Raw genomic sequence first — 25,550 nt, forward strand, 5'->3', positions numbered from 1 at the left:
CTGGCTGGCAAATGTCTGATGTCTGGCGGGATTTGAGAGTCGATGATTTTTGTCATGGGTAAGTCAGTATTTAAACAGCGCGATGCCTGCGGTTCTTGCTAGCCTACGCTAAAATATAATGCCTGCATTTTGAAATAGTGGCAATTGAATTACTTGGGTTTGTTTGGCGTTATCAAGGTTAGACAAGGAAATTCCCAACAACCTAATACTGCGGTTTTCCAGATCAATCGACTCAAACAGCGCTTTGGCTATCTCAAAAATCGCAGAGAGTTCACTGATGGGAGCAAGCATTGTCTTACTACGGGTTAACTGCTGATAGTCAGAAAACTTGACTTTCAGGGTTAATGTGCGTCCTCGTGTTTCATGCTGCTCCAACCGTTGCTCGACAATTTGGGCAATCTGTTCGAGTTCTTGCAACATCTGACCAACATCGCTTAAGTCTTGTGCAAACGAGGTTTCTGCACCAATGGACTTGCGAATTCGATTCGCCTCAACTGGGCGGTCATCTTCTGCTCTGGCAATCTTGTAGTAATAATTACCTGCTTTACCAAAATGGTGTGTTAAGTCAGTCAGCGATCGCTCCTTCAAATCTGCACCAGTATGAATGCCGAGCGAATGCATCTTCGCCGCCGTCACCTCTCCAATGCCGTGGAACTTCTCAATCGCTAGCTGTTCTACAAATGCGATCGCATCCTCCGGTAAAATCACCGTCAGTCCATTGGGCTTATTTTGGCCTGATGCCATTTTTGCTAGGAACTTGTTAATCGACACGCCTGCGGTTGCTGTCAACTGGGTTTCTTGGAAAATCGCAGTATTAATATGTCTTGCAATAGTAGAAGCGTAGGGGATGTTTTGCCTATTCTCAGTAACGTCAAGGTATGCTTCATCTAGCGCAACTCCTTCCACTAAATCACTGTAGCGTTTAAAGATGGCGTGGATTGAAGTGGAAATTTCTCGGTAAATATCGAATCTCGGTCTAACAAATATAAGTCCGGGACACTTAGCGATCGCAGTTATTGAAGGCATCGCGGAATGAATACCAAACTTCCTCGCTTCATAACTGGCGGCTGCAACTACGCCTCGCTGATTCGGGCTGCCACCGACGACTAACGGTTTACCTCGGTAGCTAGGGTTGTCCCTCTGTTCCACCGATGCGTAGAAGGCATCCATGTCTACGTGAACTATCTTCCTCGTCTGCATTGTTGTTGAAGTATTACTATTTCTACCAAGCGGCGAGAACGACTATTCTCTGGTAAATTTGTGATTCAATCTGGATATTTGAGAAATTTCTCACCACAATAGTACATTAGTACTAGTGCTTTTGAGCTTTCATCAGCTTTTTCATTGAGAAAGTTGTTGTAACAATAACGTTACACTTGATTGAATAGCATTTTGTCGTCACGTTGCCAACGCACGGTATGAGAGGGAGCAAGAGGATGACCATTGGTGTTTGGGTTCTCGGAGATCAACTTTGGTCACAGCAATCAGCACTGCAAAGTTGCTTGCTTCCAAAGCAACAGACTCCCGTAATTTTTATTGAATCTCTAACTCATGCAGGGCAACTTCCTTACCATTTGCAAAAACTAGTATTGGTCTGGTCAGCCATGCGTCACTTTGCTGCCGAATTGCGATCGCTTGGCTTCCCAGTAACATACGCTCAAAGCCAAGATTTCAATACACCTTTACTCCAATGGATTGAACAATACCAAATTACCGAACTGCGGGTGATGACTCCCACAGATCGCCCTTTTGCTACATTAATTCAAAAGTTAAACTTGACAATTCAAGTCACTTTTACACCAAATAACCGTTTTACCTGGAGTGATCAGGAGTTCATTGACTGGGCAAGTGGACGCAAACGCCTAATCATGGAGGACTTTTACCGCCAGGGACGAAAGCGGTTCAACATTCTAATGTCCGGCAACCAACCTGTTGGTGGTCGATGGAACTTTGACAAACAAAATCGCAAACCACCAAAAGGCAAACTGACCTTACCCGAAGCTTTATGGTTTGAACCAGACTCAATTACACAAGATGTAATTGACTTCATTAAGCAATCTGAGGCATTCCAAGACAATCAAAGTTACTGGCTTCTTGAACCCTTCTGCTGGGGTGTAACGCGACAGCAAGCACTACAAGTAATGAAGTTTTTTATCGAAACACGTTTGTCTTCATTCGGGCCATACCAGGACGCGATGGTGACTGGCGAACAGACAATGTGGCACGCGATGCTTTCTCCCTATCTCAATATTGGATTGCTTCATCCCTTGGAAGTTGTTCAGGCGGCACAACTTGCATATTTAGACAACAGCAGCGACTGGGAGCTAAACAGCATTGAAGGCTTTATCCGTCAGGTGCTTGGCTGGCGAGAGTATATGCACGGTGTTTATGTTTACCTAGATGATGACTATTCAGAACGTAACTGGTTTAACCACACTCATCCACTGCCTGCTTTTTATTGGACTGGCGATACACAGATGAATTGTCTGCACCAAATTCTAACTCAGGTTAAACAAATAGGTTATGCTCATCATATTCAACGCTTAATGGTATTGAACAACTTTGCTTTAATTGCCGGAATTTCGCCCCAAGAACTTGAAAACTGGTTTCATGCCGCCTTTATTGATGGCTACGATTGGGTAATGCAGACTAATGTTATTGGCATGGGGCAGTTTGCTGATGGTGGAATGATTGCATCTAAGCCTTACGCTGCTTCTGCTAACTACATCAACAACATGAGCGACTATTGTAAAAATTGTGCTTATAACCATCGCCAGCGCAGTACGGATAATGCTTGTCCTTTCAACTTTTTTTATTGGGACTTTCTGGCTCGTCATTACGACTTGCTAAAAGACCAGCCACGTATGACTCAAATACTGCGTAACTTGGAGCGCCTCTCTCCATCGGAACTTCAAAAAATCCGCTCTCTAGCTTCTAATTGGCACACCACGTAAGCAGCAAGCGTTAACTAACAGTGTAAAATAACACCTATAATTATTCTAGGCCGGCAATAGTAGACTGTGGAGGAGCGGTTGTGGCAAGGGCAAAGGGAGGCGATAAGCTCCTGTTTAAGCATAAAGGCGATTACAGATATGACTGAGCAAACGATGTCCATATTTGCGTAGGTAGTTTGTAAATTGGGTAACTCTACATATTTAGTGTTGCCAGATATCGCTATAAAGGAATTTGGGTCAGTAAATGTTAGATTTCAAAGTTAGACTAAAGTCTAGATCAATGTTATGTAGATATAATTATAAAATTTGATAACAGATACCTAAATACCAGAGACAAGGGGTTTGCTAAATTAATGTAGGAAGTGAGAGATGAGCGATCGCACTTTTCGGCAACACAACGCAGGTACGTCAAATTTTACAAATTTATCGCTTGTCTCATCAACTATTCCCACATTGGCGAATCCGACACGCGGTTTTGGTTTAACAACAAATAATACTCCACTTGAAACAGTCACTGAGGTAGCAGGCGACCTACAAGAAGCCCAGCCTGCTGATGAGCAATCATTAGAACCAGAAGCTATCAAAGAAAAGCCTCTTGTTCACGATATTAGTCGCATATCTTTGCGTCGTCCACAGCCACAACTTGCAGTTAGCCAGCCAGGAGACCATTATGAGCAGTCAGCTGACTGGGTTGCTAACCAAATCATGCGGATGACTAGACCTGAGCCAAAGATAAATTTGGGTGAGATGGGTTCACAAGATATCATGCAACGAAAATGTGCAGCTTGTGAAGAAGAAGAGGAGGTACAAACTAAGCTGTCACTACAACGGGTGACTGATGGCAGCGTCCAGAGTGAGAATAACATTGAGAGTCAGTTAAATAGTAGTAAGGGTAGGGGAAGTCCGTTATCTGCCGAAGTGCGAGAGTTTATGGAACCACGCTTTGGTAGTAACTTTAACAATGTGCGAGTACATACTGACCCTAATGCTGTGCAGATGAGTCAGTCGTTGGGAGCGCAGGCATTTACTCATGGTAGTGATGTTTACTTTGGTGCAGGAAAATCACCAGGTAATAATGAGTTGACTGCCCACGAATTAACTCATGTAGTGCAACAAACAGGCGCAGTCCAGAAAAAAAGCGATGTTTCCCCAGCGCCAACTCATATTCAACGCGCACCAGATGCAATGCCTCCCAAAAAAGGCACGACTAAAATTGACAAAAAGAATACCACAATTACTGCCTCTGGGAAAAATATTACCGAAGCAATTAACAACTTAACATCACAAGGAAAGGGCGAAGCTGGTAGTGTTACTTGTGCCCCAGAAAAAGATGTCAAAACTTACCAAGCTGATGATAAATCTGATGAAATTGTCTACGAGGCAGACGTTTCAGTAACAGAAACCAAGGCAATGCCAGTCTGGACTGAACTTGACAAGCAGTGCGAACCCGTTAAAAAAGAATGGGCAAGGTTTTATAGTGCTTTGGATACCCACGAAAATGGGCATATCAGTATTGATGAGAAAGCTTTTAAAGATTTACACAAAAAGTTGCTTGGTAAAAAGCCCTCAGAAGCCGACAATATTTTTAACAATACTTATACCAAAGCAAATACTGATAACGCCACTTACGACACCACAACCAAGCACGGGCTGACTCAAGGTACAGGAGTAACGCCTGTACAGTGCGGTCCAGAAAAAGTTTCTCAAAATGAAGATAAATCCAATGCACAGATAGAAGTTCAAACTAAACAGGTAGAAGCAAAAACGCTATAACGCAAACCTGCTAGTGATTTTTTATCTAATAAAACAACTCTGCAAACCAAACTTAGCCCTACTATTTCAGTTACTCTGCAACCCCACGCGACCATACAAGCACAACCACAGACTAACAAAGTACAGATGAAATGTAATGCTTGCGATCAAGAGAATAGTGTACAACGTAAGACACTTGCCCAGAACATTACCCCCCACAAAGACAACAAATCGATTACAAAAACTGCGTTGGAGCGATATCTTACCTACAGCGATCGCATCAAGCACTGCATGAGGGCAATCACTCCAAATCTACTCTTATCACCGCCGCTATCTCTTAACAGCATAGGTCAAATTCGTGCGTTGCCCCTGGCTGGGATTGTTCAAGAAAATGGATAAAGTTGAATTAACGTGAGATATGAATTCAATGCAGTATTAACACTTAAAGAATTACTATAATTTTTGAAATTTCGATGAAATTAGCTGATGAATATTAGTAATTATTCTACTTACTTTTCCCTTATGGCTACTTTATCTAGCAATTAAAACCATAAAATTTTGATGAAATTAGTCAAAAACTATACTTGGATTTTTTTATAAAGAGTAATTTATTAATGAGAATAAAAAATCAGATTTATTTGACATGAAAACAACTAGATTTGTTCCTCTGAATTTAGATAGAATCGAAGCTAATATTATTATAACCTCTGCATCAGATTCATCTGTTAGCTTTGATTTTAACATTTATTAGGAGCAGATTTAACTTTTTGACTTGTTAGTTTGTTAAAAAGGAATAATGCTAACAGATGGGAAAGATAATTAGTAAAACCTTAATTAACAGTCTGATTTTCCGTTTTATAAGAAGAATTCAGAACTTAGGAACAGAGCCGGAAACCTCCGCCTCTAGTCAGAATTAAATATGAATATTGGTTTTAAACCAAGCCGAATTTTAGGCGAAAGTAAATTCAAACCTTATCACCTTCAAACTCTATCCCTTAAAAGCATGATGCTGCGGGAATATAGGTGAAGTATTCACCAATTTTGAATTCTGACTGCTTTTTTGTCTGGAAATTTCTTAGAGATAATTTAGTAAAATCTAATTCTACTAAATTATCTCTATATAAATCTTCTAGTTGGAGATTTTAAAAGTTTCTCTTACAATACAGAAAATTTTTAACAAAGTAAAAGTGTACCCAGCTTTGCCAAAATCAAATAGGAGCCTTATCTGATGATAAAAATGATAATAGAGCTATCAAATCCACTTCTCCTTGGTTACATTAATGAAAAACCAATTTACGAAGGTGAGAAGAGTCGCTTATGTTGCTTGTTAACAGACATTGAACGTATTAAAAATACGTTAACAATGGGAGAAATTTTAATTCAAGGACTTTTTCAGACTGCTCAAAAAGATATTACATTAGGTTTGAAGATGTTTGATTGTACTAGTGTGAAAAACTCTCTGTACAATCTGCACGATAAAATCATGACAGAAGTAGAAATACAATTGGACTCAGATATTAAGTTTTCACTGTTACGCAAGGAATATAAACATCTGACTGATGAAGAATGGGAAGCACATGTAGAGTTGACATATCACTGTATCAATGAAATGTTTAAATGCAATACAAGAGCGACACGAAACATGAAATTAAACTTAATACCTAATGAATGAGGCTACAAGGAAGGGAATAGAGAATTAAAACAAAGGCGGTTTTAAGCGTAGCCATAGAACCTTAGTGGCAATCACCACTGTTGCTAACTTAACAGCCGCCCAGTTTAGAGCTTGCACACATAGGTGGGGAGCAATGCGGTTTTGTCAGATCCAGTAGAAAACAAGCGATCGCAAAAATAAAATCTAAGTAAGAAGTGACTTTATTTACTAAATATGTGCTGATAGCCACGAGAATTCACCTTGATGAGATATCTCAAAAAGATTAATAGCAAGCTATTTGACGATTGTTAACAAAAATATCTACAATTAGTCTTTTATACTTAGTGTTAATTAAACCAAATCATAAGTTGAGAGTAGAAGTAAAGTATAAAATTTATCAAGCGGTTTCTGGTTTGATAAAGGAATTAAAGATGGAAGTACAAAAATTATCCCAACTTTTAGCTATCCACTGACAACGCAGATGTAACATAATTTCTGCATTTTCTTTCAACCAGAATTTACTGTTTCCTTTGATTCTTAAATTTACAACTTGGCGGATTAAACTCTCAATCGCGCCACTGCCAATAGGTAGTTTTTTATTTATTGCTTTATCGTAATTTAAACGCCCTTTACGATAAGCATCTAAAATATAATTTCGCTTAACTACCATAATCTTACACCGCTCTCCAGTAGCTACAGCAATCAACTCATCCATCTGGCTAATTAAGGATTTAGCTTTACCTTTTTTTAAACTTTTCTAACTTTTATAAACCATTCTTTAGACTGTACTTCTTCATTAAAAGCCGCGTCTGCAAATACTTTTATATTTTCCGTAACATGATAGAAATCGAATAGCTGATAAGTTTCTGCTGGGCATCCTAATCTTGTCAAAAGTGGGGGGATATGTATCCAGATCCACTCCGCTCCATCCCCAATTAATAAGACTTGTTTTGCTTGACTAATTCCCAAGTCAACTAAATACGCTTCTAAAATCTCCAAAAGCGCTTTATATCCTTCATAAGTGCCATCATTCGTAATAGGAATTTCAGAACTATTTATTTTTTTACCTTGCTCATCAACAACATAAATTGTGAATAACTTTGGCTCAACCCATTTGCCGATAAACCCGTGTCGCTTGGTTTTGGAATTTTTTCTTCCCTTTTTATTAATTCGGATTCGACTCCGACCACCATCTACAGCTATAACAACTCTTTGGTCTTTAAGAATATTACCTTCAGGTAAAATGCCCATTTGCCGATTTAATATTTTAGATTGCCGTAAGTTGATGCCAGTTTGACCAAATTTGTATGTCAAACGCTCAATTCGTTTTAAACTAAGATCAATTCCCCAACCAGTTAAAGTTGTGCAGGCGGCTTCAAATGAGCTAGTAATTGCACCATATTGAGCAACCATTGACCATACTAATGGGGTTAATCCTTCTGACATCCCCAACCACTTTAACAGGGGATAAAACCCCTGAGGAGACATTTTATTTGTGGTCTTTGTTGACTTTTTTATTACCATATATGGTAATTTTAGAGTGAATAAAACGTTTCCAACTGTTAAGATTTGGCGTTTTCTATAACCATGTTTTTGCATAGTAGTATCCCACCAGCTTCTTGTTTGAATCATAGCTGTTTGATTAGCTGACTGAGATTGGGAGAGGTTATACAACAAAATTGCAATACACTGTCCAGCTAAAATAAGTGCAATTTCTCTAATTTTTTCTTCTCTTTCTTTAAGAATTTTCCCATTCCATTCCGTGATGTTCGTCAATTCTAAATATTTTGTTACCTGCGAAGAAAAGTCGGATAATGATTTACTCAAATCTAAAGTTGCACATATATTTTTTTCCATTAAGCGTAGATAATCCCTATCTCTAAATTCTTGCTCAAAGGGAATCCTAGCTTTTTTTGGCTCAAAAAAGAGAGTCTTGCAAGTTATGACTCAAACTCATCTTTCCTTTTTAAGTGTTAATACTGCTTAAAAAGTATAAATCTATTTATACTACTGGGAAAATGATTTAGCGATCGCTTGTTTTTTACTGGATCTGACGAAACCGCATAGCTCCCACATAGGTGTTACACCAATTCGTAATTACGAAATTCGCACACAATCTAGGTTTTTAGGCTTGAATCTGTTGCTGAATTTTGGAGAATTGGTATTATTTCATCTTTTCCAAGGCTTCACGCACCTCAACAAGATGGTTGTTAAATACCTTTAGTGCTGCATCCAGTACCTTGAAAATAGCTGGGTCACGAATCGAGTAAAAGACGTAATTACCTTGTTTGCGACTTGTCACCAGATTGAGGCGACGTAGCACTCCCAACTGCTGAGAGATTGATGAAGCATCTATTTCTAGCCACCCAGCAATGTAATTCACGTTTTGTTTACCCTGGCGCAGAGTATCCAAGATTTGAATCCGCACAGGGTTGGACAAAATCTTGAAAAAGTCTGCCTTGAAGTAACTAGGCTCAAAGAGTATCTTAATATCTCTCTATCTTCATAGTCTTGCATATAGATTAACACTTATGCTATGGTTTAGCAAATTAGATATCTTTTCGGGTTACTCTCGCAGGAAACTACAGTGGAAGAAAAAGATAACAAGAGCGATTCCTACGCAGAGCTTCGTGATCGCTCAAATATCGGTATCATGCCAATATCAGTAGAATCGTCAAACCATCTGGAAGTTCAGCAAACACCAGCCATTTCTGAAGTTAATCCGATTATCAAAGACATAGAAACTGTTAAAACATTTTCCTGTGCAGGGATACGTCCCATTGGCGCTAGCAAACTCAAAATCGCCAAGACAATGGATGTCATGGGTATCCGTCCTATTGGCGCTCATACACTAGATATTGTTGACAGCACTAACGAGTGTGGGATTCGTCCAATCACTTCTAGGTGATTTTCAGGAAAAAATTACCGCGTATATTAGCTAAACTTCTGATGAGTAAGTGGAATGCCTTATTGAAGTGGTAAATTTTTTCTCAGAAACCGCCTAGTTCTTTGGTAGTCTCTGAAACTCACTCCGTTATGGGAAATAGTCCAACCGTTGCAAATACTGTTAAGAATTTTGAAAATCTCATCTCATCGGGTTTCTGGATTAGATATAGAATCTATCCCTGTAATTTTCAACATGAGAATTTGCCTTCAGAATTAGCTATTTGATTACATAAAGTAAGCATGTAAATATACAATCAAATTTTAGGTTTGAAGATAGAAAAATACTTAGATGGTATTTAAGCCAAGTTATTTTAAAGCTGATCTTTTCAAGGTATTATCCAATCCAGTGCGGATTCAGATTCTAGACACACTGCGGACGGGAGAAAAGAGTGTTAATGACATTGCTGAATGCTTAAAGTTGGAAGCGTCTTCCGTGTCTCAGCAATTGGCAGTACTACGGAGTCGTAATTTAGTCACGAGCCGTAAGCAGGGAAACTACGTCTTTTACTCAATTCGTGACCCAGCTATTTTTCAAATTTTAGATGCGGCTTTAGAGGTATTTAACAATCACTTAGTTGAGGTGCGCGACACCCTAGAACAACTGTAATCGGTAAACGTCGAATCTCGGTCTAACGAATATCGAGAGCTATTTTTTTCGGGGGAGATAGGACTGGGAATACGGTAAAATGACCCAATGTCCGAGCCCCAAGCGCGTCGGCGGTTAGTTCTGGTTGCCAGTAGGGGGTTTCGCGTTGCCTTACCTTCGGGTGCTACACCTTGTGGTTGGTATAGAGTGATCGCGCATCTCCGCCTTCCGCCTGCTTTAATGGTTTTCTTTCCTTAGCGACAGTTCACATCTGGGTTCGCAGAATTTTATTAGTGGGATAGATTCATAGCTGCCTTCAGCAAGAACTGCCCTCTGCCTTTCTCAATGAGTTATCTCCAAAAGATTAAAGGTAAGTAATTCGGATTAACTACCAACAGTTTTGAAATCATTTTAGTTAAAATGCCCTAATTAAAGTGCCTAGAGTTGGTGTACCTAAAACTGAAGAGGCTAAATTCCCTGGGATATTCCCATGTAACTTGGTATAAACCTCAAATCTGCCCTAATGATTGAGCAATGATGAATTTAATGCTCTATCATAAATCATAATTTTACAAGATATTTAATTTTTATTAAATAGTTATTTCTGAATCTATTCCAATAATATTTATGCTCAAAAGTGCCTCTCCTAGACTTAATTTGATCAAATAATACTAAAAAACACCTAAAATATTTGATATTACTAGGTTTCGCTAAAATAGAATCAAAGATTTAATAAAAACATGATTTCTTATCCTTGAATCCCCTACTATGTAAAGATTTAACCTAATATCAAGTATTAATTTTCTATAACTAGTCTGGAAGAGCCTCAAAAGTTTAAGCTGAATAAGAAATCAAAATGAATTATCAAGGCTTTCAAGCACATTCACCTAAACAAAGTAGGTATTTTCAGAATAGTGGAATAAGTTCCTAATTTTCGGACTCTAGGAAATCTTTTATAAATTGCCTAAGCCACAAGTATTTCGGTTTTTATTAGTGTTATTCGCATTAGCACTATTTTTTTATGCTCTTTTTTTGGCAAAGGTATTCCCTCGTTGCAAAGTAATTTCACGCCCTTGCAGAGTGAGTACTCCGCGTCCTTCGATTACAGTCACCGAAATATGCCGAGAAGCAGTATGCTCAGGCAGTTTTGTTCCGTCTGTGAGACAGAGTAAAGAGAAACTGTTTTATTCATCTTGTACTAACGCTTTGCGAGTCACTCCGGGTTTCGTGTAATTTGCCAATTACCGCAGATTAGCTGGCATTTCAGTATTATTTTTTGATGGGTACACCATGATTTATCTCCTGTCATTTCAACAAGAAAGGCAGAGGGCAGGAGGCAGGAGGCAGAAGGAATACTGTTTTCGCCCTCTGCCCGTGACCAGAGGAAACATGTTCTTACGTCCCTCACCATAATCTCTGATTTGGTGGCCAAGAACTGGGCGGGGTTAAAGCCCCGTTCAAATTCTTCCCTTCTGCCCTCTGCCTCCTGCCTTCTTTACGGTTTATTACAATTCTCTAACAGCGCACAAAGCGATATAGCCCAAGTCTTGTTGGTGTTGAGTGAAGACTCGTCGCATCATTAGAATGCGATCGCGGATCAGAGGCTGAGTCAAAATATTCCAAACAATCTGAACCGTCTGAATTACTCCTTCATCTCTCAGTACCTGAATCGGCTCAAGCAATCTCATTGCACCAATTTGCCGCTGGGTTACTGTTAGCCCTAACTGAGCGAAGGTGTTGATCCAGTCTCGTTCCGGCAGTGGCGTAGCATTCACACGAGTCACTTGTGTCAGGTCTTGCCGAAGTGATTCTAAATGGTCACGCGCTAGCAGTTCATGGCTGAGAAATTTGCCGCCGACTTTAAGCCGATCACGCACACCTGTCAGAATTTTGGCTTTGCCAGCAGACGTTTGCATAGTGAGAATGGCTTCTGCTAACACATAGTCAAACGATGCAGAAATGGTTTTTAGCTGAAAAATATTGCCTTGAATAAACTCAACCCGATGATCTAAGCCAGCCGATCGCGCTTTGACTTGGGCGATCGCAACTCGATCAGGATCTCTTTCAATACCAACAACTTGGACATTGTAGCGTTTTGCTAGAGCAATCGCGCTATTTCCTAAACCAGAAGCGAGTTCCAGAACAGTTTCACCAGGTTGGAAATTCGCCCATTCAAAGAGCTGTTCGGTGGCGGCGCGTCCACCCGGACGGAGAACGGTTTTACCCGCAGCCGCTAGGACAACATGACTTGGTGCTGTTGTCAGATTGACAGTAGTTTGTGTCATCGTTCAGTTAATAATTCTCCTGTATTGCTATTTGAAACAGCTTTTAATTGCTTAAGTACGCACAACTGTAGATTTTGATCAAAGATTCCAACGGTTGTAGAAGCTTGTCGATGATTAAATCATCATATTTAAGAGTGCCGCGATCGCTGTTCCAGAAACGTCGCCACCATTTTTAGCTGTCGCGGCATCTGGGCTAGCATCTTCGTTTTCACATAACGGAGCAGATGAGCAATCTCTTCGTCAAAATTGTCAAAGTAGAGTTAAGTAATTTGGGTTGAGGTTGACATTTTTAAACCTCCAGTTGGGTTAATACTTCAGAAAAGACAGGTACTGTTGTTTAACAGTGGGAACAAAACCAGCAAATTTCATGGTGCTGGATATACAGCACTTCCGGCTATTATGAAGCACAATTTTACCCATAACCCTTTCCTATCCTAACTTTTGAGGCTGTGTGCGTACCTCATAGCAGGCGGAAGTGCTGTATCGAAGTAATAGGTAAGAGCAATATGGACAGTCATACACGATCGTTACCTCTGTTATTGCTTACGGAAACACAATTTTAGGAGCAACTGCATGTCCTAGATGAAGATAGGCAGCCGATCTCAACACGATTTCGGAGTAGAGAACCTTTTGAATCTCCAGGCTGGGAACTCGTTTTGCAGTGAAGTTGTAAGCTACAATTTCCCCTGCCAAACTGAAATCACTGTCCGTCAAGTAGTGGTCATAGTCGTGCATTCCCTGGAAAATAAACCCATAAATTGGATTGAGATAGACAGAAGAATCATAACTATCCGCAGAAACCCAAAGATGACTTTGCTCAATATCAGCAAACATCGCTTCAGCATTGTCATATCGCATGTAATCGGAAAACTGTAGATTCAAAGGCAGTTGATGGAACTCATCCATCAGCCAGTCACAGAGTTGGGCGATAGCTTGATCAGAAATTTGGGCTGGCTTGCCTTCTAGATAGAGTTGGGCGAGTGTTTCTACTTTATATGAGGTTGTCTTTACTTTTGTAAGAGTCATATCACTACCCTCGTTCCCTTGATTACCTTTACTCTGACAGTTTCCATCAACAACTTCTTTGATCTAGCTCATAGTTGGAAGAGATTACAGCTTGGACTCTTGCTTCAACTAAGGAGCAGCCTAAACCGAGCGGAATGACTTTACTCGCTTCAACTCTGGAGGCTCCTAAACTTGTTGAGCATGAGGAGTCAGAATCTTAGATGAGTAGTCTGTACCGCTCAACATTAATTCAGTCACGACTGTATACGCCTCGATCCATGCCTGCTCAGTATTCGGTGTCCAGGTACTTCCCAAGTAAATCGAAAACGTTTTTAACAACGTACTACCTACCATTGGATAATGTTCAGGCAGCACGCCATACTTAACATGTCGAGTTCCTAGTCCCTGAAGTGCGTTAGACAAAACGTCGGGGTTGCGGAGATTTTCTACAACCATAACAAGTGATTTGAAAAGTTGCTTGGCTTGCTTTCCCATGTGAGCATTAGCAAACAATGGCTTGACCTCTGGATAGTCCGCAAACAAAGTTTTATAGAAGTGAGCCATAAACTCGGTTTCCTGGGGTTTAATCTGCAAAAAACTGGATTCCAACAATTCAATGTTTAAAGACATATATTCAGTTCCTCTTGTTTTCTGTTTATAGTTTGCTAAATTCCTGTGAATCCCTTTATGAGCTAGCTCATAAAAGCGTTTAAACATGGGAAAAATTTAGATTGGAGAAGAAAATGATCGGATTGCTTGATTAGGGTGGCAGGGCAATGCAAGTTACGATTGAACAATTGCGGCAAATTTCACTTTTTTGTGGACTCGATCTAGATCGGCTTGTCCAGTTGCGAACTCATGCTGTCGTGAAACAGTATTTGCGGGGAGAAATTATTCTGTATGAGGGCGATCGCAGAAGGAACAGGTGTAACGAAACATGGATTACAGTTGCGATCATATTTGCCCTACTACCAGATTGTCCGCAGCATCGGGATTACGTATGAAGAATGTGTACGACTATTCAAGCAGATTCAGGTAGTTGTCATTTACGAGCGAGGCGGTAAGATTCTGGTGTTAGACCAAATGAAGTTAGATGCGATCGCCAAGGGGCAAACGATGTGAATACGCAAGGTAAAAAGTTTTGTGAGTCATATTTTGCTGAGTGATCTGCTATTTTGCTACTGCTTGAATTTAAGTGAATCTACAACTGATTTACATGCTCTACAATTAGCGCTGTTTCGACCGAGCAACATGCTGTCCATGAATGCTAACTGTGTAAGGAACAAGATAGGTTACAAGTCCAGCAAGCCAACGATTGCGGTTCATTTTTCCCTCTAGAACAGCTGCCCCATGATTCAAGATAAATAGGGTTGTTCCAACGACTAAGGCAACACGAATTGCAGTTGGCTTCAAGGAGGGGTCAGTCCAAGCCGCATAGAACTGATTGATCGTCTTCATCCTTGTAGGTTCCTAATATTCATAAGGTAGAAGAGACGGTGATTCCAAAAGGTTAATGTGCTGCTCAAGCACTGCGAACTTTGATCTTTTGCCGAAATTTTTGATGGCTGGCTCCAGACAGCCACCGCGTCTTGAGGCGCGCGCTGTTAGCTTGCAATTGCCGCCGATACTTGCTGTGAAACGCGACCTTTGGCTTTAATTAAATCGGCTGCTTTTTCGCCGATCATAATGGTGGGCGCGTTCGTATGCCCCGTGGTTAGCTTTGGCATAATTGATGCGTCAACGACACGCAACCCCTTAACCCCATGTACCCGAAGTTCAGGGTCTACAACTGCCATTGAGTCAGTACCCATTTGACAGGTACCAACTGGATGATACACCGTACCGCAGGTTTCCCGGATATAGGCTTCGAGTGCTGGATCGCTAGTCACGTCGGCACCCGGCGCAATTTCTTTGCCTCGAAACTCATCAAAGGCACTTGTATGAAACAATTTGCGGATTAATTTAACTCCCTCAATGAGCTTTTGGACATCAGATTGACTTTGCAGATAGTTCATCTGAATGATCGGTGGGTCTTTGGGGTCAAGGGATTGCAACTTGACACTGCCAATATTTTGGGGGTGGGTCAAAGTGACTAAACCTGTAAATCCCAAACTAGAGTGAGCATAGCCAGGAGGCGCGAACAGAATGGGGCCGAAGATCAGTTCTAAATCTGGTGCAGTGTCTAGATTACCCTCGCTATGTAAAAATAATCCAGATTCAGCAATGCCATTACTAGTAATTGCAGTATGCAAATCAACAGTTGCCTCGTATGGCACAGGAACAACAACGTGGTCTTGGAGGTTTTGACCAACCCCTGGCAGATTAGCTACGAGTTCAATCCCCAAGGCTTGTAATTGTTCTGCATCCCCAATACCCGACAGCATTAGCAGTTTGGGCGAATCGAACGCGCCCGCACTTAAAATCACTTCGGAGTTGATCCTGGCTTGGTTTAGCGTTCTTTCGCGTAGATATTCCACTCCAACAGTGCAGGTACTCTCAAACAACAATCGAGTTACCAACGCGCCTGTTATTGTTGTTAAATTGGGACGCTGGAGAATGGGCACTAGAAATGCCGCAGCAGCACTGTGTCTTTTCCCATCCTTGACTGTCAACTGAAAAGGCCCCGCTCCTGACTGCTGCATTCCGTTGAAATCAGGATTGTGGTCATATCCTAGTGCCACCGCAGCGTCTACAAATCGCTGGGATATTGTAGTAGGGGAAATGAAATCGGTGACACTCAACTCGCCATCAACAGCGTGGTATTTAGAAGCACCGCGTTGCTGGTTTTCAGATTTCTTGAAATAGGGCAACACATCTTGGTAACTCCAACCGGGATTACCTAATTCCTGCCAGTGGTCATAATCGTGAGGATTACCTCGGATATACATTAAGAAATTAATCGAACTGCTACCCCCCAAAACTTTGCCACGGGGACAAAAGATTTTGCGGTTATTTAGGTAGGGTTCTGGTTGGGAGAAATATCCCCAGTCCACCTCAGTGCCTAATAGATTTGTGCATTCTAACGGAATCTGAATCTCTGGTTTCGTATCTGGATTACCTGCTTCGAGTAATAACACAGTTGTATCAGGGTCTTCTGTCAAACGATTGGCAATTACACAGCCTGCCGAACCTGCACCAATCACAATGTAGTCATATTGAGTCATGAAATTCTCCTGTACCTTTGCTGTTTTTCGGTAAATAAAATTGCGAGCTAGTACGACAAAATTTTTAAAGAAAATTTTTCATTATTATTTTTGCCATCCCAAAATATTGATGAAAAAGTTTCTAACTTTTAGAGCATTAAAAGGTTGAGAGGATGTTGTATAAACTTCTCCTGTATGCGTTTTCTCCACAAAATAGGTGACTCCCCGATAAATTAATTGATAAGCTACTCGTGGTGTAGAAACTTTCGCAGGCTCGATATTCGGGTCAACACGATAGGTTTGGTTTGCCCACGATAGGTTAGGTTATAAGCAGAACCTTGATAATGAACTGGTGCAAATGGTCGTATTGCTCTTTTAGCCGCTTCTCTTGAGTTATATTCGTAACTAAGTCCGCGATAGTAAAGTTTCATTTTTTGCTCACAATTTACTTATTTTTACAGGTAATCACATACCTATTTGGTGTTTGCTTAATTGGTGCAGGTTTCATTCTGGGTTTAACTGTGGGATAGCAAGAGACATATACCGTAGAATTATCTGTCCAAGTGAGTAAATAAGATTTATCGCTAAGTTTAGTCAATGCTGGTGAAATATTTGATGCAGTAGCCGCAGCTTTGAAGTTAAATTGAGAAAATGCAGCGATTCCCACAGCAGAAGTACCAATAAGTAAACTAATACTTCTTATCCAGGTTGTTGATACTTTCATCCAAATTTCTCCTTACAAATTAAGCGTTTTGAGTTTTATTCAGTTTTCTGTTCTTTGCTGCTCTTGTTGGTGAATTATTCCCTTACGTTTGAGCAGAAAAGGCTTTTCACCATAGTTATTACCCAGTTAGATATGCCTGTTCAAGGACAAAATTAAATTGATGCATGGAGACAGGGAACACAGATCAGTCTGGTTTATCTGTGATGCGCGTTCGCGTAGCGTCTTGGAGAGAAGCTTCGCCTTCAGCGATCGCAGCGTTCCCTTCAAAAACTAAAACTGTATGGGGACTTGTGAAGGTTAGCCGCGCTTCTGGTTTTTGGAGTGCCACCATTGTTTTCACATGTTCACATTCATCATCACGGATGTTCACGAATACGTCGTAGAGATTATTTACCTTGGGACGGCGAAATTCATGGTCTGGTGCAGTCTGAACTTCATCAAACATATAGAGATCACCATCACGATAGAAGTTGATTGCGACTTGGGGCGCTCTTTGAGCTTTCAGTTGGGCTTCATAGGTTTTCAAGTATTCGTCATAGGTATAGTAGGCATGACCTTCAATCAGTTCCATCAGGTAGTAGGCGTAGGAGGGAAACAGCATGTAAATCAGCACGACTACCCAGTAGTAAGCTACAGCTACATGTTGAGCAATGAAGCGATCAATCCAGTAGCGATCGCCACCCAGTGATTCCATAATCAACAGATGATGTAATTCGTTCCAGGTTTCAGCAAAGTGAAGTTTCAACAAGTCAGCTTTGCGCCAGTAACCCAGCGTCTCGTAAAGATGCAGCACCGAGAGATAGGAAAAATAAGGAACGCGAGCGATCGTTTCCAGCACATAAAACCGAGGGTAAGAACGATTTCCGTAGACGAAATCGACAATAAATACAAAAAAACTGACGATCGCTTAAATCAAAACTTTCATGGTGAATTCCTCTAAAATCAGAACACTTTCCTGATTTGCCGATTCCAAAATCCGATAGACGTAGGTTTGATTTAATGCGTCAACCCAACGCCCATAAGGGTTAGCGATCGCTTAACCAGCGTATAAATAATTAAGGTTAATGAACTTTACTTGAGGCTTCTACCTTTGCTGCTTCAATAATCAGATTTGCTACTTCCACAGGATGTGAAACCATTGAGGCATGGCTTGATGGTAATGAAATGACCGTTGCCCCGATACGCTTCGCCATAAAACGCTCTAGTTCTGGTGAAATCATGCGATCATTATCAGATACTTGATACCACGATCGCTTAGACTTCCAGGCTGGTTTGGTCACTTTATCGTCAAAGTTCTTGATTGCGATCGGCTTCTGTACAGCAGCCATCACACGTGCTTGAACAGTTTCAACATCCTGAGCAAATGCCTCTTGAAAAGTATCAGGATCAATCTCAAGGAACTGATTATTATAAACAGGACGGACATGGGAAGAACCAGATGGGGTGCGGAAACGCCCATTTAAGTCGCCAAGGCTTTCTCCTGTATCGGGTGCATAAGCTGCAATGTACACCAATCCAATAACATTTGGTGCATTGGCTCCAGCAACTGTAATGACTGCACCTCCATAAGAATGACCGACGAGAATTGTCGGATCTGTCTGAGCTGCAAGAACCTGCTCTACTACAGCAACGTCGTTTGCAAGGGAGGTGAGCGGAATCTGCACTGCTGTAACACGAAAGCCTTTGTCTTGCAGTAGTGGGATCACCTTGCTCCAACTTGAACTGTCGGCAAAGGCTCCATGCACCAGCACGATATTATTAGCAGCCATTTTAGTCTCCTTCGTTTGATGTGAATGCTTCTGAGGTTTTGCAAGTGCAATCAGTGGGGTAGTAGTAAAACCTAAACCTATGAAAATTCCTACATTCAATAATCTTCGACGTGTAAATAAGTTATTCTTCATCAATCACTCCTCGCTTCGGTCTGAATGATCTTTGTTCTGAAATGAGGTTTGCAGATGCGCTTCTAGAAACCACAACCGCTTGTCTATCACCCGTGAAATCTCAATAAAGAGATCATTGGTATCCATATCACCCAGATCATTTGTTTTATCAATGTTTTTGCGGAGAGATTTGGCATAAATTGCCAAGCGATCGCCAAGTGCAATGACATGATCTGTGCCATCAACAGCATCGAAGGGATACTCAGGCAATTCGGATTCTTTGGCAGCAATCCGGGCGGTTCCCAGTGCTTTTCCCCCCAATGTTGCGATCCGTTCGGCAATCAAATCAATAAATTCTTCAACTTCGGAAGCAATTTCATCAAACAGTAGATGCAGTTGATAAAAATCTTTACCTTTAACATTCCAGTGAGCATATTTGATCTGGGTCTTCAAGTCGATCGCAGTTGCCAAGCTTTGATTGAGTAACGTATTTACTTGCGATCGGATTTCTACGGGAATATCAATTCGGGTTGAGTAAACGAATGATTTAGTGTCATTTTGCTTAGTTGTTGCAACCATAAGTTCTACTCCCAATATGTTGTTTTGTAATGAGTTAGGACTTACGCACAGATAGTTAAAAGATGTAGATGCAAAGCGGCTTGCCGCAGGTTACTACAGAGACACAGAGAACATGGAGGAATAAGAATTTGAGACGTATTTTGCGTAAGTCCTGTGAGTAAACGTTTAGGGAAACACAAGTTTAGATAGAGGTGAATGACCGAAGTAAATATGAACAAACGATTTCAACACAATTTTGGAGTAGAGAAATTTTTTGAATCTCTAAACGGGGGACTCGATTTGCAAGTGTGCAGTAAGCAGTTTTTTCACTTTCCTTGTGGTCTGGGGAAAGGATGTATTCAAAACATGAGTCCCTTTCCCCTTTAAGCGAACCGTATTGATATTACTTCTGCCAGTAGTTATTAGCAGCTGCAATCGTGGCAAACTCTGTTGCAACCGTCTGTCCAACTGCAATCAGCATCATGGCATCATTGCCATAAACATCTCGCAGTTGGTTGCGTTTTTCTTCATCAGGCTGAGTCAGTTTAATAATTAGCCGTGCCATTTTGACTGCCAGTTGTCGTCCTGCTTCTGGTGTTTCAGTCAATAGTGAGTTATTAGGCACCAATGTAACTTCAGGTGGTTTTACAACAGATGAATTGGTCGGGGCTATTACATTATCCATGTCAAAATTTCCTGAATTAATGTTTACTTGAGAACAATTTCGATTCCACGGCAAAACTAAGGCAAAAGCTTGAAGTTTATGAACCTAACTTTTGCATTACTACCAACAAAGATATTTACAGTCCATTCTTAATGAACTACTTGAACTTTATTGGCTACGGGGACTTCAGATTTAAGAGGAACTGGAGCATAAACAACATGCACGGAACAAGGAGCATGGTGAAAAACATAATTACTCACGCTGCCTAATATCAACTCATTCAAACCAGAATGTCCTCGACGACCGATCACAATTAAGTCAGCGCCCCAAGTTTGAGCAAGTTCACAGATATTCCGGCTGGGGTTGCCAGAATTTTGGGTGAATTCAGTACTCACCCCGGCATTGGTTGCTGCTTCTGTATACGATCGCAATAATTTGAAACCCTCTTCTTCGTAACTTTGCCACTGCTTCCAATAATCCTCTAGAAGTTCTCCATGTAATGGATGATATTCGAGAGTAATCAGTGAAGGTATTTGGGGGCTATCCTTTTCTTCACTAGATAGAATATGCAACAGCATTAGGCTTCCTTTAGTTGCCTTTGCTAGAGTAAGCGCTTCATCAAAAACAGCATTACCATTTGGGGAACGGTCAATTGCAGCTAGAATCTTGCTAAACATAAAATCTCCTGGATCAAACAAATCAAAGAATTTTTCAACCATTAATGGCAGTAAGAACGCAGATACTCTTTTGCACTTGTGTTTAGCATCTAGTAGAAAAAAGATAGCTTTTTGTCAATCGCCCTGAAACGAGACGTTGTTCTCAACGGACTCACGGCTTATATGCAAATGATTAGCGGGAAAATCAGGATCGGGATAGCCAACGGCTAAACCACAAATGATTAATAATTCCGGTGGGATGTTCAATTCGTTACGGATGATTTCGGGATAAGTCGCTAGCGAAACCTCTACGCAGGTGCCAATGCCACGAGCGGTTAGGCTTAACACCAGCGTTTGTAAATACATCCCCACACTTAAAGCATCGGCAACACCCAAATCTTGGTGCATACAGACAATAGCAACCATTGGTGCGCCAAAAAATTCGTAATTACGCAGAACGGCCAACTGTCTGTTCGCTTTATCGTCACGAGCAATCCCCATCGCTCCGTAGACTTGCGCTCCCAGTTCCTGGCGGTAATGCTGGAAGGTGGAAGGCAAAGGAGAGATGTTGGGTTGCTGCTTGGCAAGGTTTAGCAAAGCTTCTTGCAAGCGATCACGACATCCGCCTTGGGCAAACACCAATCGCCACGGCTGGATGTTTGAATTCGACGGTGAAAGCTGCGCTAGAGCCAGGGCTTCATCGAGCAAAGCCCGTGGTACTGGTTGAGATAAGAATTTGCGTGTTGAGTGTCGGTCTTTAATAGTTTGATCAAGATCAAACATATTTTATCAACCTCTATGAGAAATAAATGTGATCGCCAAACTAGGATTCAAGAAATTTACCTAATAAATATGCTCTTTTAATCCTTACTTGGATGCCTAAGCCAGGAATTTACCCCTGACTTATACCAATTCTCTAAAATCAAGCAACAGAGCCAAGCCCAGCATAGATCCGGCTTGCTGAATTACGAATTGGTATTAGGCATCCACCTACGGCAGTTATGCACTGAACCCTCCGTCAATCATCAGGTTTGCGCCGGTGATGTAACCGGATTCAGGGCCAGCCAGATAAGCAACCAGCCCCGCAACCTCGTCAACCGTGCCGTAGCGGGCTACCGCAATGTGCTTTTTGAGCATCTCGGCAAACTCCCCCTCTGAGGGATTCATATCTGTAGCGATCGGCCCGGGCTGCACGTTGTTAATCGTAATCCCGCGTGGGCCAAGGTCACGCGACAGTCCTTGCACAAGCCCTTGCAAAGCAGATTTACTCATGGCATATACGCCGCCACCAGGAAATGGCATACGTTCGGCGTTGGTGCTGCCGATGTTGATGATGCGTCCGCCCTCTTTCATGTGCTTGACTGCGGCTTGCGTCGCCACAAATACAGCACGCACGTTAATGGCAAAGGTTCGATCAAAGTCTGCCAGCGTGAAATCGTCGATTGGGCCGATCGCCAGTACGCCCGCATTGTTAACGAGAATATCAATGCTGCCCAATTTGTTCACAGTCTCTTCAACAGCCGCGACTACCGCACTGGCATCGGCACTATCGGCTTGGATAGCAAGAGCTTGAACACCTAGTGCCTGCGCTGCCTGCACAATTTCGTTAGCCCGATCGGGTGAACTAGTATAGGTGAAAGCGACATCAGCACCAACACTTGCTAAACGCTTGACGATCCCTGCCCCGATGCCGCGACTGCCTCCAGTAATGAGTGCGCGTTTATTCTTGAGTATGTGATTCATATTAGATCCCGTGCAATGAGAAATTGGATAATTCAGTGTGTATTTCTAATGGAAGAAAACTGCTCTAAATTGGGAGCAAGCAAGTAAACAATAACAGATGATAGTGATGAAAATGATCGAAACAATTCATATAACCTTTTCTGGTTCCTGAATGGTTTTCAATGCCCAGATGCTAATCCAACAGCCGAATCCATCCACAATTAATGTCAGAATAGCTGTGATTTGGAATAGCAATCCCCAACCTGCAAAAGAAACTTGAGACAGATGATCCGAACTAATTACGATCAAATGATTGTAGATTCCAAAAAGGACTGATGCTGCCATTGAACTCAGCAAGAGCCAGCTACCAATACGGTAAAACTGTGTCCAAAGTAAGACTACTGCAATGATGGGAATCGCATAAATTACAATACCCACAAATAAACTCTGAAGTATTGAGAGAGGAACTGGGATTTCCACATGTGCTAAACCATGTAGTCCATGTACAATCGCATGGATGACCACGATCGCTGTTCCATATTGAGCAATCTTCATCTTTACTTTCCCTTAAATTTTTAACTGGCATGAGCCACGGCGGTGTTAACCATCCATTCCAAGGGTCGAGGCTGAAAATTTAATTCGCGTTTTGCTTTAGCATTCGATGCGCCTCGCATCTGGGTACCATAATAAACAGCATCCGCACCACTAATTCGCAGAGCATCCTCAACCGATACCTGCAAAGGTGGTGGAGCATTGAGCCATTGGGCATAAGCAGAAAGCCACTGGCGCACCGCTAAGGGTTGATCGTCCGTAATTAGGTAAATGCCAGGATTGCCTCGCTCTGCTGCTGCAACTGTGGCGATCGCTGCATCGTCAACGTGTAACCACGACCATACACCTTTTCCATTCCCAACGATTGGGAATTGTTGGTGTCGCACCTGGTTGGCAACGTCGCCATCAGTAGCAAACCAAGTACCAGGACCGTAGAAGAAGCCATACCGCAGGGCAATCCCTTCTAGGTTGGGCCTTTCCAGGAGGCGATGCTCAATTTCGGTGACAGTGTGTGCATCGGTAGCAACGGCGGGCGAAGCATCCAACGATAGCGGTGTTTCTTCATCTGCCAATCCAGTACCGGGAACTGCCCAGAATGCGATCGACTGTCTCAGGTAACGGCGCACGCCTGCCGCTTGTGCTGCTGCCAAGACATTAGCACCCCCTTCTAAACGAATACGCCGATTGAATGGTGCGGCAGCACTCATTGATTCGCCAGTGTAGGTTTTGGGTAGTGCGGTGAGTTGTTCGATTACCACTTCCGGTTGAGCGCGAACTAGAGCCGCTTTGACAGCATCTGCATCAAATACATCTGCGATCGCAGGTTCTACACCTTGTTCGGTAAAAGTTTGCATGTTTTCTGAAGAACGGGTCAATGCAACCACATCGTGACCTTTGGCAAGCAATTGTGCGATTAGCGGACGACCGATTACTCCGGTTGCGCCTGCAACAAAAATCTTCATCTGTAAACCTCCTGCTAATATCTGTGAATTATTTTTAGAGAATAGACTTGTCGCTTTATAAAAAATTGGTGTGTGGAATTCTTGCTCTGCCTGGCTTGAAAAATCCAAAAACCTTATTAGGCGACAACTATAATAGATAAGACGAATTAAAACGACTAATTAGGCTGATATTAGTACGCCTTTGATGACATGAGTATCGATGTAAACTTCTAATCGAACAATTTTTTCATCTTTGACTGTCCAAATGTGAGCCAAGTTACAACTGAATGCCTTTCCGGTTTGCTTTGCGACGCCACTAGTCTTACCAATCGCAACGATGCGATCGCCCGCTTGAATGTAATGAGATATCTCGACTTCTGAATCAATTAGAGGTGTAAACTTGGAGAAAAAAATCTTGCTTTCATCAAAGCCACGATAGTGACCGCCCCAAGGAAGTTCTTCTGTTTGATAGAATTCGACATTAGGAGACATCAGAGAAAAATAATGAGGAATATCTTTTTTGTTTAGGTAAATGTAAGCCTGCTTGACAATTTCTAGAGCGTTCATTTGCATTTTTTCTCATTGAGTTAAGCCTGGTTAGGTGTTACTGCTTCAGCACCAACGGCGAGGGATTACCCCACTTCCCACTGAATACGAATTGATTCAGCGGCTTTCGTTGCCTGGGCATCAGGTCACGTTCCTTGAGAGCATCTGGGAGTGTCATCGGATCTCCTTGATATCCAATTGCCATAGCTGTCCACGCTTCAAAACCTTGAGGGATGTCAAACAACTCGCGCGTTTTGTCGGGAAGGATACCGATCATCTGATGGACACAAATTCCGCGTGCCGTTGCCTCTACCACAAGATTGCCGCTAGCAAGTCCGAGGTCGTGAATAGCAGCCTTGTTCTCTTGGTTATTGCGAGTAAATCTGAGACTGGCAATGCCCAGAGCCACAACCGGAGCGTTTTGCGCCCATATCTGGTTTGCTTCCATCAGACACGATAGGAGTTGTTGAAAATAGTCAGGGTTTTCCTTGGTGGCGACAAGATAGCTCCAGGGTTGCTCGTTGTAGGAAGATGCTGACCACCGAGCCGCCTCGAATAATGAACAGATATCGGCTTGTGAAACCGGACGATCCTGGAAGGCATAAGGACTCCAGCGTTCTGCGAGTAATTCATGAATTGGATAGTCTGTTAACGCTTTCTTTTCAGACATAATCGCTCCTTTGGTTCTTGTACTGCCTAACTAGTCTTGATTGAATATGAAATGACTATACATTCAGGATTTGTCAAACATATAGCAGTTACCAGATAGGTTAGGACATCAATTGATCGTAAAACCCTAACATCAAGTGACTTTCAAGGCTGTTTCCTGCTATAACCAATTTTAGATGCGAACATTTCCAGATAAGACAAAAGAGCATCGTTGGTTGCGTTAACATATATTGTTTATCTTGATGATGTGAAACTTGACTTCTATATATCTATGGGTGTGAGCAAATCAATATTATGCAGCCAGTGATAAAAATTT

The 25,550-nt window shown here is 41.8% G+C and carries 27 protein-coding genes and 1 pseudogene; 8 read left to right on the plus strand and 20 right to left on the minus strand.

All coding sequences use genetic code 11. The features are described 5' to 3' along the window. Positions 1–108: 108 nt before the first annotated feature. A complete protein-coding gene (gene dinB / locus FD724_RS35845) occupies positions 109–1,200 on the minus strand; it encodes a DNA polymerase IV (RefSeq protein WP_179076409.1) in 1,092 nt (363 codons plus the stop codon). A 236-nt stretch (positions 1,201–1,436) separates the two neighbouring features. Between dinB and FD724_RS35850 the strand changes: the two genes are divergently transcribed. The 4 genes from FD724_RS35850 to FD724_RS35865 all read left to right on the plus strand — a co-directional run bounded on the left by FD724_RS35850 (position 1,437) and on the right by FD724_RS35865 (position 6,378). Then, on the plus strand, positions 1,437–2,954 hold the full coding sequence (locus FD724_RS35850; protein ID WP_179076410.1) for a cryptochrome/photolyase family protein: 1,518 nt from the start codon (positions 1,437–1,439) through the stop codon (positions 2,952–2,954). A 369-nt stretch (positions 2,955–3,323) separates the two neighbouring features. After that, positions 3,324–4,727: a DUF4157 domain-containing protein gene (locus FD724_RS35855; RefSeq protein ID WP_179076411.1), complete on the plus strand. Its 1,404-nt coding sequence runs from the start codon at positions 3,324–3,326 to the stop codon at positions 4,725–4,727. 126 nt (positions 4,728–4,853) lie between these two features. Further along, the gene (locus FD724_RS35860; protein ID WP_179076412.1) at positions 4,854–5,105 is read left to right on the plus strand and encodes a hypothetical protein; all 252 of its coding nucleotides are present in this window, start codon (positions 4,854–4,856) and stop codon (positions 5,103–5,105) included. Positions 5,106–5,934: 829 nt separating this feature from the next. After that, a complete protein-coding gene (locus tag FD724_RS35865; protein ID WP_179076413.1) occupies positions 5,935–6,378 on the plus strand; it encodes a hypothetical protein in 444 nt (147 codons plus the stop codon). Positions 6,379–6,754: 376 nt separating this feature from the next. On the opposite strand, the pseudogene FD724_RS35870 reads toward FD724_RS35865, so the two are convergent. Then, positions 6,755–8,214, minus strand: a pseudogene (locus FD724_RS35870) (ISLre2 family transposase). A 307-nt stretch (positions 8,215–8,521) separates the two neighbouring features. After that, a complete protein-coding gene (locus FD724_RS35875) occupies positions 8,522–8,842 on the minus strand; it encodes a helix-turn-helix transcriptional regulator (protein WP_179076465.1) in 321 nt (106 codons plus the stop codon). 102 nt (positions 8,843–8,944) lie between these two features. Here FD724_RS35875 and FD724_RS35880 point away from each other — a divergent pair, with 102 nt between their 5' ends. From FD724_RS35880 to FD724_RS35890, 3 genes are all read left to right on the plus strand, one after another. After that, complete coding sequence (locus FD724_RS35880; protein ID WP_179076414.1) at positions 8,945–9,265, plus strand: hypothetical protein; 321 nt, start codon at positions 8,945–8,947, stop codon at positions 9,263–9,265. A 327-nt stretch (positions 9,266–9,592) separates the two neighbouring features. Beyond that, positions 9,593–9,910: a helix-turn-helix transcriptional regulator gene (locus tag FD724_RS35885; RefSeq protein WP_179076415.1), complete on the plus strand. Its 318-nt coding sequence runs from the start codon at positions 9,593–9,595 to the stop codon at positions 9,908–9,910. 87 nt (positions 9,911–9,997) lie between these two features. Next, positions 9,998–10,147: a hypothetical protein gene (locus FD724_RS35890; protein ID WP_179076416.1), complete on the plus strand. Its 150-nt coding sequence runs from the start codon at positions 9,998–10,000 to the stop codon at positions 10,145–10,147. A 1,247-nt stretch (positions 10,148–11,394) separates the two neighbouring features. On the opposite strand, the gene FD724_RS35895 is transcribed toward FD724_RS35890, so the two are convergent. The 3 genes from FD724_RS35895 to FD724_RS35905 all read right to left on the minus strand — a co-directional run bounded on the left by FD724_RS35895 (position 11,395) and on the right by FD724_RS35905 (position 13,809). Continuing rightward, entirely contained in the window at positions 11,395–12,174 is a 780-nt protein-coding gene (locus tag FD724_RS35895; protein WP_179076417.1) for a cyclopropane-fatty-acyl-phospholipid synthase family protein, read from the minus strand. 543 nt (positions 12,175–12,717) lie between these two features. Next, positions 12,718–13,200, minus strand: coding sequence for a transposase (locus FD724_RS35900; RefSeq protein WP_179076418.1), 483 nt, complete (start codon positions 13,198–13,200; stop codon positions 12,718–12,720). A gap of 165 nt (positions 13,201–13,365) precedes the next feature. Beyond that, on the minus strand, positions 13,366–13,809 hold the full coding sequence (locus tag FD724_RS35905; protein WP_179076419.1) for a globin family protein: 444 nt from the start codon (positions 13,807–13,809) through the stop codon (positions 13,366–13,368). Positions 13,810–14,079: 270 nt separating this feature from the next. Between FD724_RS35905 and FD724_RS41375 the strand changes: the two genes are divergently transcribed. After that, on the plus strand, positions 14,080–14,301 hold the full coding sequence (locus tag FD724_RS41375) for a hypothetical protein (protein WP_199346486.1): 222 nt from the start codon (positions 14,080–14,082) through the stop codon (positions 14,299–14,301). 105 nt (positions 14,302–14,406) lie between these two features. Here the strand turns inward: FD724_RS41375 and nrtS are convergent, their stop codons facing one another. The 14 genes from nrtS to FD724_RS35985 form a co-directional block, all read right to left on the minus strand. Beyond that, positions 14,407–14,637, minus strand: coding sequence for a nitrate/nitrite transporter NrtS (gene nrtS, locus FD724_RS35915; RefSeq protein WP_179076420.1), 231 nt, complete (start codon positions 14,635–14,637; stop codon positions 14,407–14,409). A 146-nt stretch (positions 14,638–14,783) separates the two neighbouring features. Continuing rightward, entirely contained in the window at positions 14,784–16,343 is a 1,560-nt protein-coding gene (locus tag FD724_RS35920) for a GMC family oxidoreductase (RefSeq protein ID WP_179076421.1), read from the minus strand. Positions 16,344–16,767: 424 nt separating this feature from the next. Further along, a complete protein-coding gene (locus tag FD724_RS35930; RefSeq protein ID WP_179076423.1) occupies positions 16,768–17,046 on the minus strand; it encodes a hypothetical protein in 279 nt (92 codons plus the stop codon). 184 nt (positions 17,047–17,230) lie between these two features. Beyond that, the gene (locus FD724_RS35935; protein ID WP_256874719.1) at positions 17,231–17,950 is read right to left on the minus strand and encodes an alternative oxidase; all 720 of its coding nucleotides are present in this window, start codon (positions 17,948–17,950) and stop codon (positions 17,231–17,233) included. A 157-nt stretch (positions 17,951–18,107) separates the two neighbouring features. After that, complete coding sequence (locus tag FD724_RS35940; RefSeq protein WP_179076424.1) at positions 18,108–18,815, minus strand: alpha/beta fold hydrolase; 708 nt, start codon at positions 18,813–18,815, stop codon at positions 18,108–18,110. A gap of 135 nt (positions 18,816–18,950) precedes the next feature. Continuing rightward, positions 18,951–19,505 carry a DNA starvation/stationary phase protection protein Dps gene (gene dps, locus FD724_RS35945; protein ID WP_179076425.1) on the minus strand — a complete coding sequence of 185 codons (555 nt, stop codon included), beginning with the start codon at positions 19,503–19,505 and terminating at the stop codon, positions 18,951–18,953. Positions 19,506–19,887: 382 nt separating this feature from the next. After that, positions 19,888–20,169 (minus strand): hexameric tyrosine-coordinated heme protein, encoded by a 282-nt coding sequence (locus FD724_RS35950; RefSeq protein WP_179070272.1) that lies wholly within the window; start codon positions 20,167–20,169, stop codon positions 19,888–19,890. A gap of 128 nt (positions 20,170–20,297) precedes the next feature. Continuing rightward, on the minus strand, positions 20,298–20,825 hold the full coding sequence (locus tag FD724_RS35955; RefSeq protein ID WP_179076426.1) for a universal stress protein: 528 nt from the start codon (positions 20,823–20,825) through the stop codon (positions 20,298–20,300). 114 nt (positions 20,826–20,939) lie between these two features. Further along, complete coding sequence (locus FD724_RS35960; protein ID WP_179076427.1) at positions 20,940–21,587, minus strand: nitroreductase; 648 nt, start codon at positions 21,585–21,587, stop codon at positions 20,940–20,942. Positions 21,588–21,803: 216 nt separating this feature from the next. Next, positions 21,804–22,547 (minus strand): SDR family oxidoreductase, encoded by a 744-nt coding sequence (locus tag FD724_RS35965; protein ID WP_179076428.1) that lies wholly within the window; start codon positions 22,545–22,547, stop codon positions 21,804–21,806. Between the two features lie 126 nt (positions 22,548–22,673). Beyond that, entirely contained in the window at positions 22,674–23,081 is a 408-nt protein-coding gene (locus FD724_RS35970) for a hypothetical protein (RefSeq protein ID WP_179076429.1), read from the minus strand. Positions 23,082–23,101: 20 nt separating this feature from the next. Beyond that, positions 23,102–24,040 (minus strand): NAD(P)-dependent oxidoreductase, encoded by a 939-nt coding sequence (locus FD724_RS35975; RefSeq protein ID WP_179076430.1) that lies wholly within the window; start codon positions 24,038–24,040, stop codon positions 23,102–23,104. 159 nt (positions 24,041–24,199) lie between these two features. After that, positions 24,200–24,586, minus strand: a complete 387-nt coding sequence (locus FD724_RS35980) for a nuclear transport factor 2 family protein (protein ID WP_179076431.1) — start codon at positions 24,584–24,586, stop codon at positions 24,200–24,202. 37 nt (positions 24,587–24,623) lie between these two features. Next, a complete protein-coding gene (locus FD724_RS35985; RefSeq protein ID WP_179076432.1) occupies positions 24,624–25,235 on the minus strand; it encodes a nitroreductase family protein in 612 nt (203 codons plus the stop codon). Between the last annotated feature and the right edge of the window lie 315 nt (positions 25,236–25,550).

This window comes from Nostoc sp. C057 (genome assembly GCF_013393925.1).
GTDB lineage: Bacteria > Cyanobacteriota > Cyanobacteriia > Cyanobacteriales > Nostocaceae > Nostoc > Nostoc muscorum_A.

Bases quoted from the DNA above. Each gene is read 5' to 3' on its own strand.
- FD724_RS35985 (WP_179076432.1), bottom strand. From the start codon at position 25,235: ATGTCTGAAAAGAAAGCGTTAACAGACTATCCAATTCATGAATTACTC.
- FD724_RS35865 (WP_179076413.1), top strand. From the start codon at position 5,935: ATGATAAAAATGATAATAGAGCTATCAAATCCACTTCTCCTTGGTTAC.
- FD724_RS35955 (WP_179076426.1), bottom strand. From the start codon at position 20,825: ATGTTTAGCAAGATTCTAGCTGCAATTGACCGTTCCCCAAATGGTAAT.
- FD724_RS35885 (WP_179076415.1), top strand. From the start codon at position 9,593: ATGGTATTTAAGCCAAGTTATTTTAAAGCTGATCTTTTCAAGGTATTA.
- FD724_RS35970 (WP_179076429.1), bottom strand. From the start codon at position 23,081: ATGAAGATTGCTCAATATGGAACAGCGATCGTGGTCATCCATGCGATT.
- FD724_RS41375 (WP_199346486.1), top strand. From the start codon at position 14,080: ATGAGGGCGATCGCAGAAGGAACAGGTGTAACGAAACATGGATTACAG.
- FD724_RS35975 (WP_179076430.1), bottom strand. From the start codon at position 24,040: ATGAAGATTTTTGTTGCAGGCGCAACCGGAGTAATCGGTCGTCCGCTA.
- dinB (WP_179076409.1), bottom strand. From the start codon at position 1,200: ATGCAGACGAGGAAGATAGTTCACGTAGACATGGATGCCTTCTACGCA.
- FD724_RS35980 (WP_179076431.1), bottom strand. From the start codon at position 24,586: ATGAACGCTCTAGAAATTGTCAAGCAGGCTTACATTTACCTAAACAAA.
- FD724_RS35855 (WP_179076411.1), top strand. From the start codon at position 3,324: ATGAGCGATCGCACTTTTCGGCAACACAACGCAGGTACGTCAAATTTT.
- nrtS (WP_179076420.1), bottom strand. From the start codon at position 14,637: ATGAAGACGATCAATCAGTTCTATGCGGCTTGGACTGACCCCTCCTTG.
- FD724_RS35965 (WP_179076428.1), bottom strand. From the start codon at position 22,547: ATGAATCACATACTCAAGAATAAACGCGCACTCATTACTGGAGGCAGT.
- FD724_RS35905 (WP_179076419.1), bottom strand. From the start codon at position 13,809: ATGTCTTTAAACATTGAATTGTTGGAATCCAGTTTTTTGCAGATTAAA.
- FD724_RS35930 (WP_179076423.1), bottom strand. From the start codon at position 17,046: ATGAAAGTATCAACAACCTGGATAAGAAGTATTAGTTTACTTATTGGT.
- dps (WP_179076425.1), bottom strand. From the start codon at position 19,505: ATGGTTGCAACAACTAAGCAAAATGACACTAAATCATTCGTTTACTCA.
- FD724_RS35920 (WP_179076421.1), bottom strand. From the start codon at position 16,343: ATGACTCAATATGACTACATTGTGATTGGTGCAGGTTCGGCAGGCTGT.
- FD724_RS35850 (WP_179076410.1), top strand. From the start codon at position 1,437: ATGACCATTGGTGTTTGGGTTCTCGGAGATCAACTTTGGTCACAGCAA.
- FD724_RS35950 (WP_179070272.1), bottom strand. From the start codon at position 20,169: ATGGATAATGTAATAGCCCCGACCAATTCATCTGTTGTAAAACCACCT.
- FD724_RS35890 (WP_179076416.1), top strand. From the start codon at position 9,998: ATGTCCGAGCCCCAAGCGCGTCGGCGGTTAGTTCTGGTTGCCAGTAGG.
- FD724_RS35860 (WP_179076412.1), top strand. From the start codon at position 4,854: ATGAAATGTAATGCTTGCGATCAAGAGAATAGTGTACAACGTAAGACA.
- FD724_RS35960 (WP_179076427.1), bottom strand. From the start codon at position 21,587: ATGTTTGATCTTGATCAAACTATTAAAGACCGACACTCAACACGCAAA.
- FD724_RS35940 (WP_179076424.1), bottom strand. From the start codon at position 18,815: ATGGCTGCTAATAATATCGTGCTGGTGCATGGAGCCTTTGCCGACAGT.
- FD724_RS35895 (WP_179076417.1), bottom strand. From the start codon at position 12,174: ATGACACAAACTACTGTCAATCTGACAACAGCACCAAGTCATGTTGTC.
- FD724_RS35900 (WP_179076418.1), bottom strand. From the start codon at position 13,200: ATGACTCTTACAAAAGTAAAGACAACCTCATATAAAGTAGAAACACTC.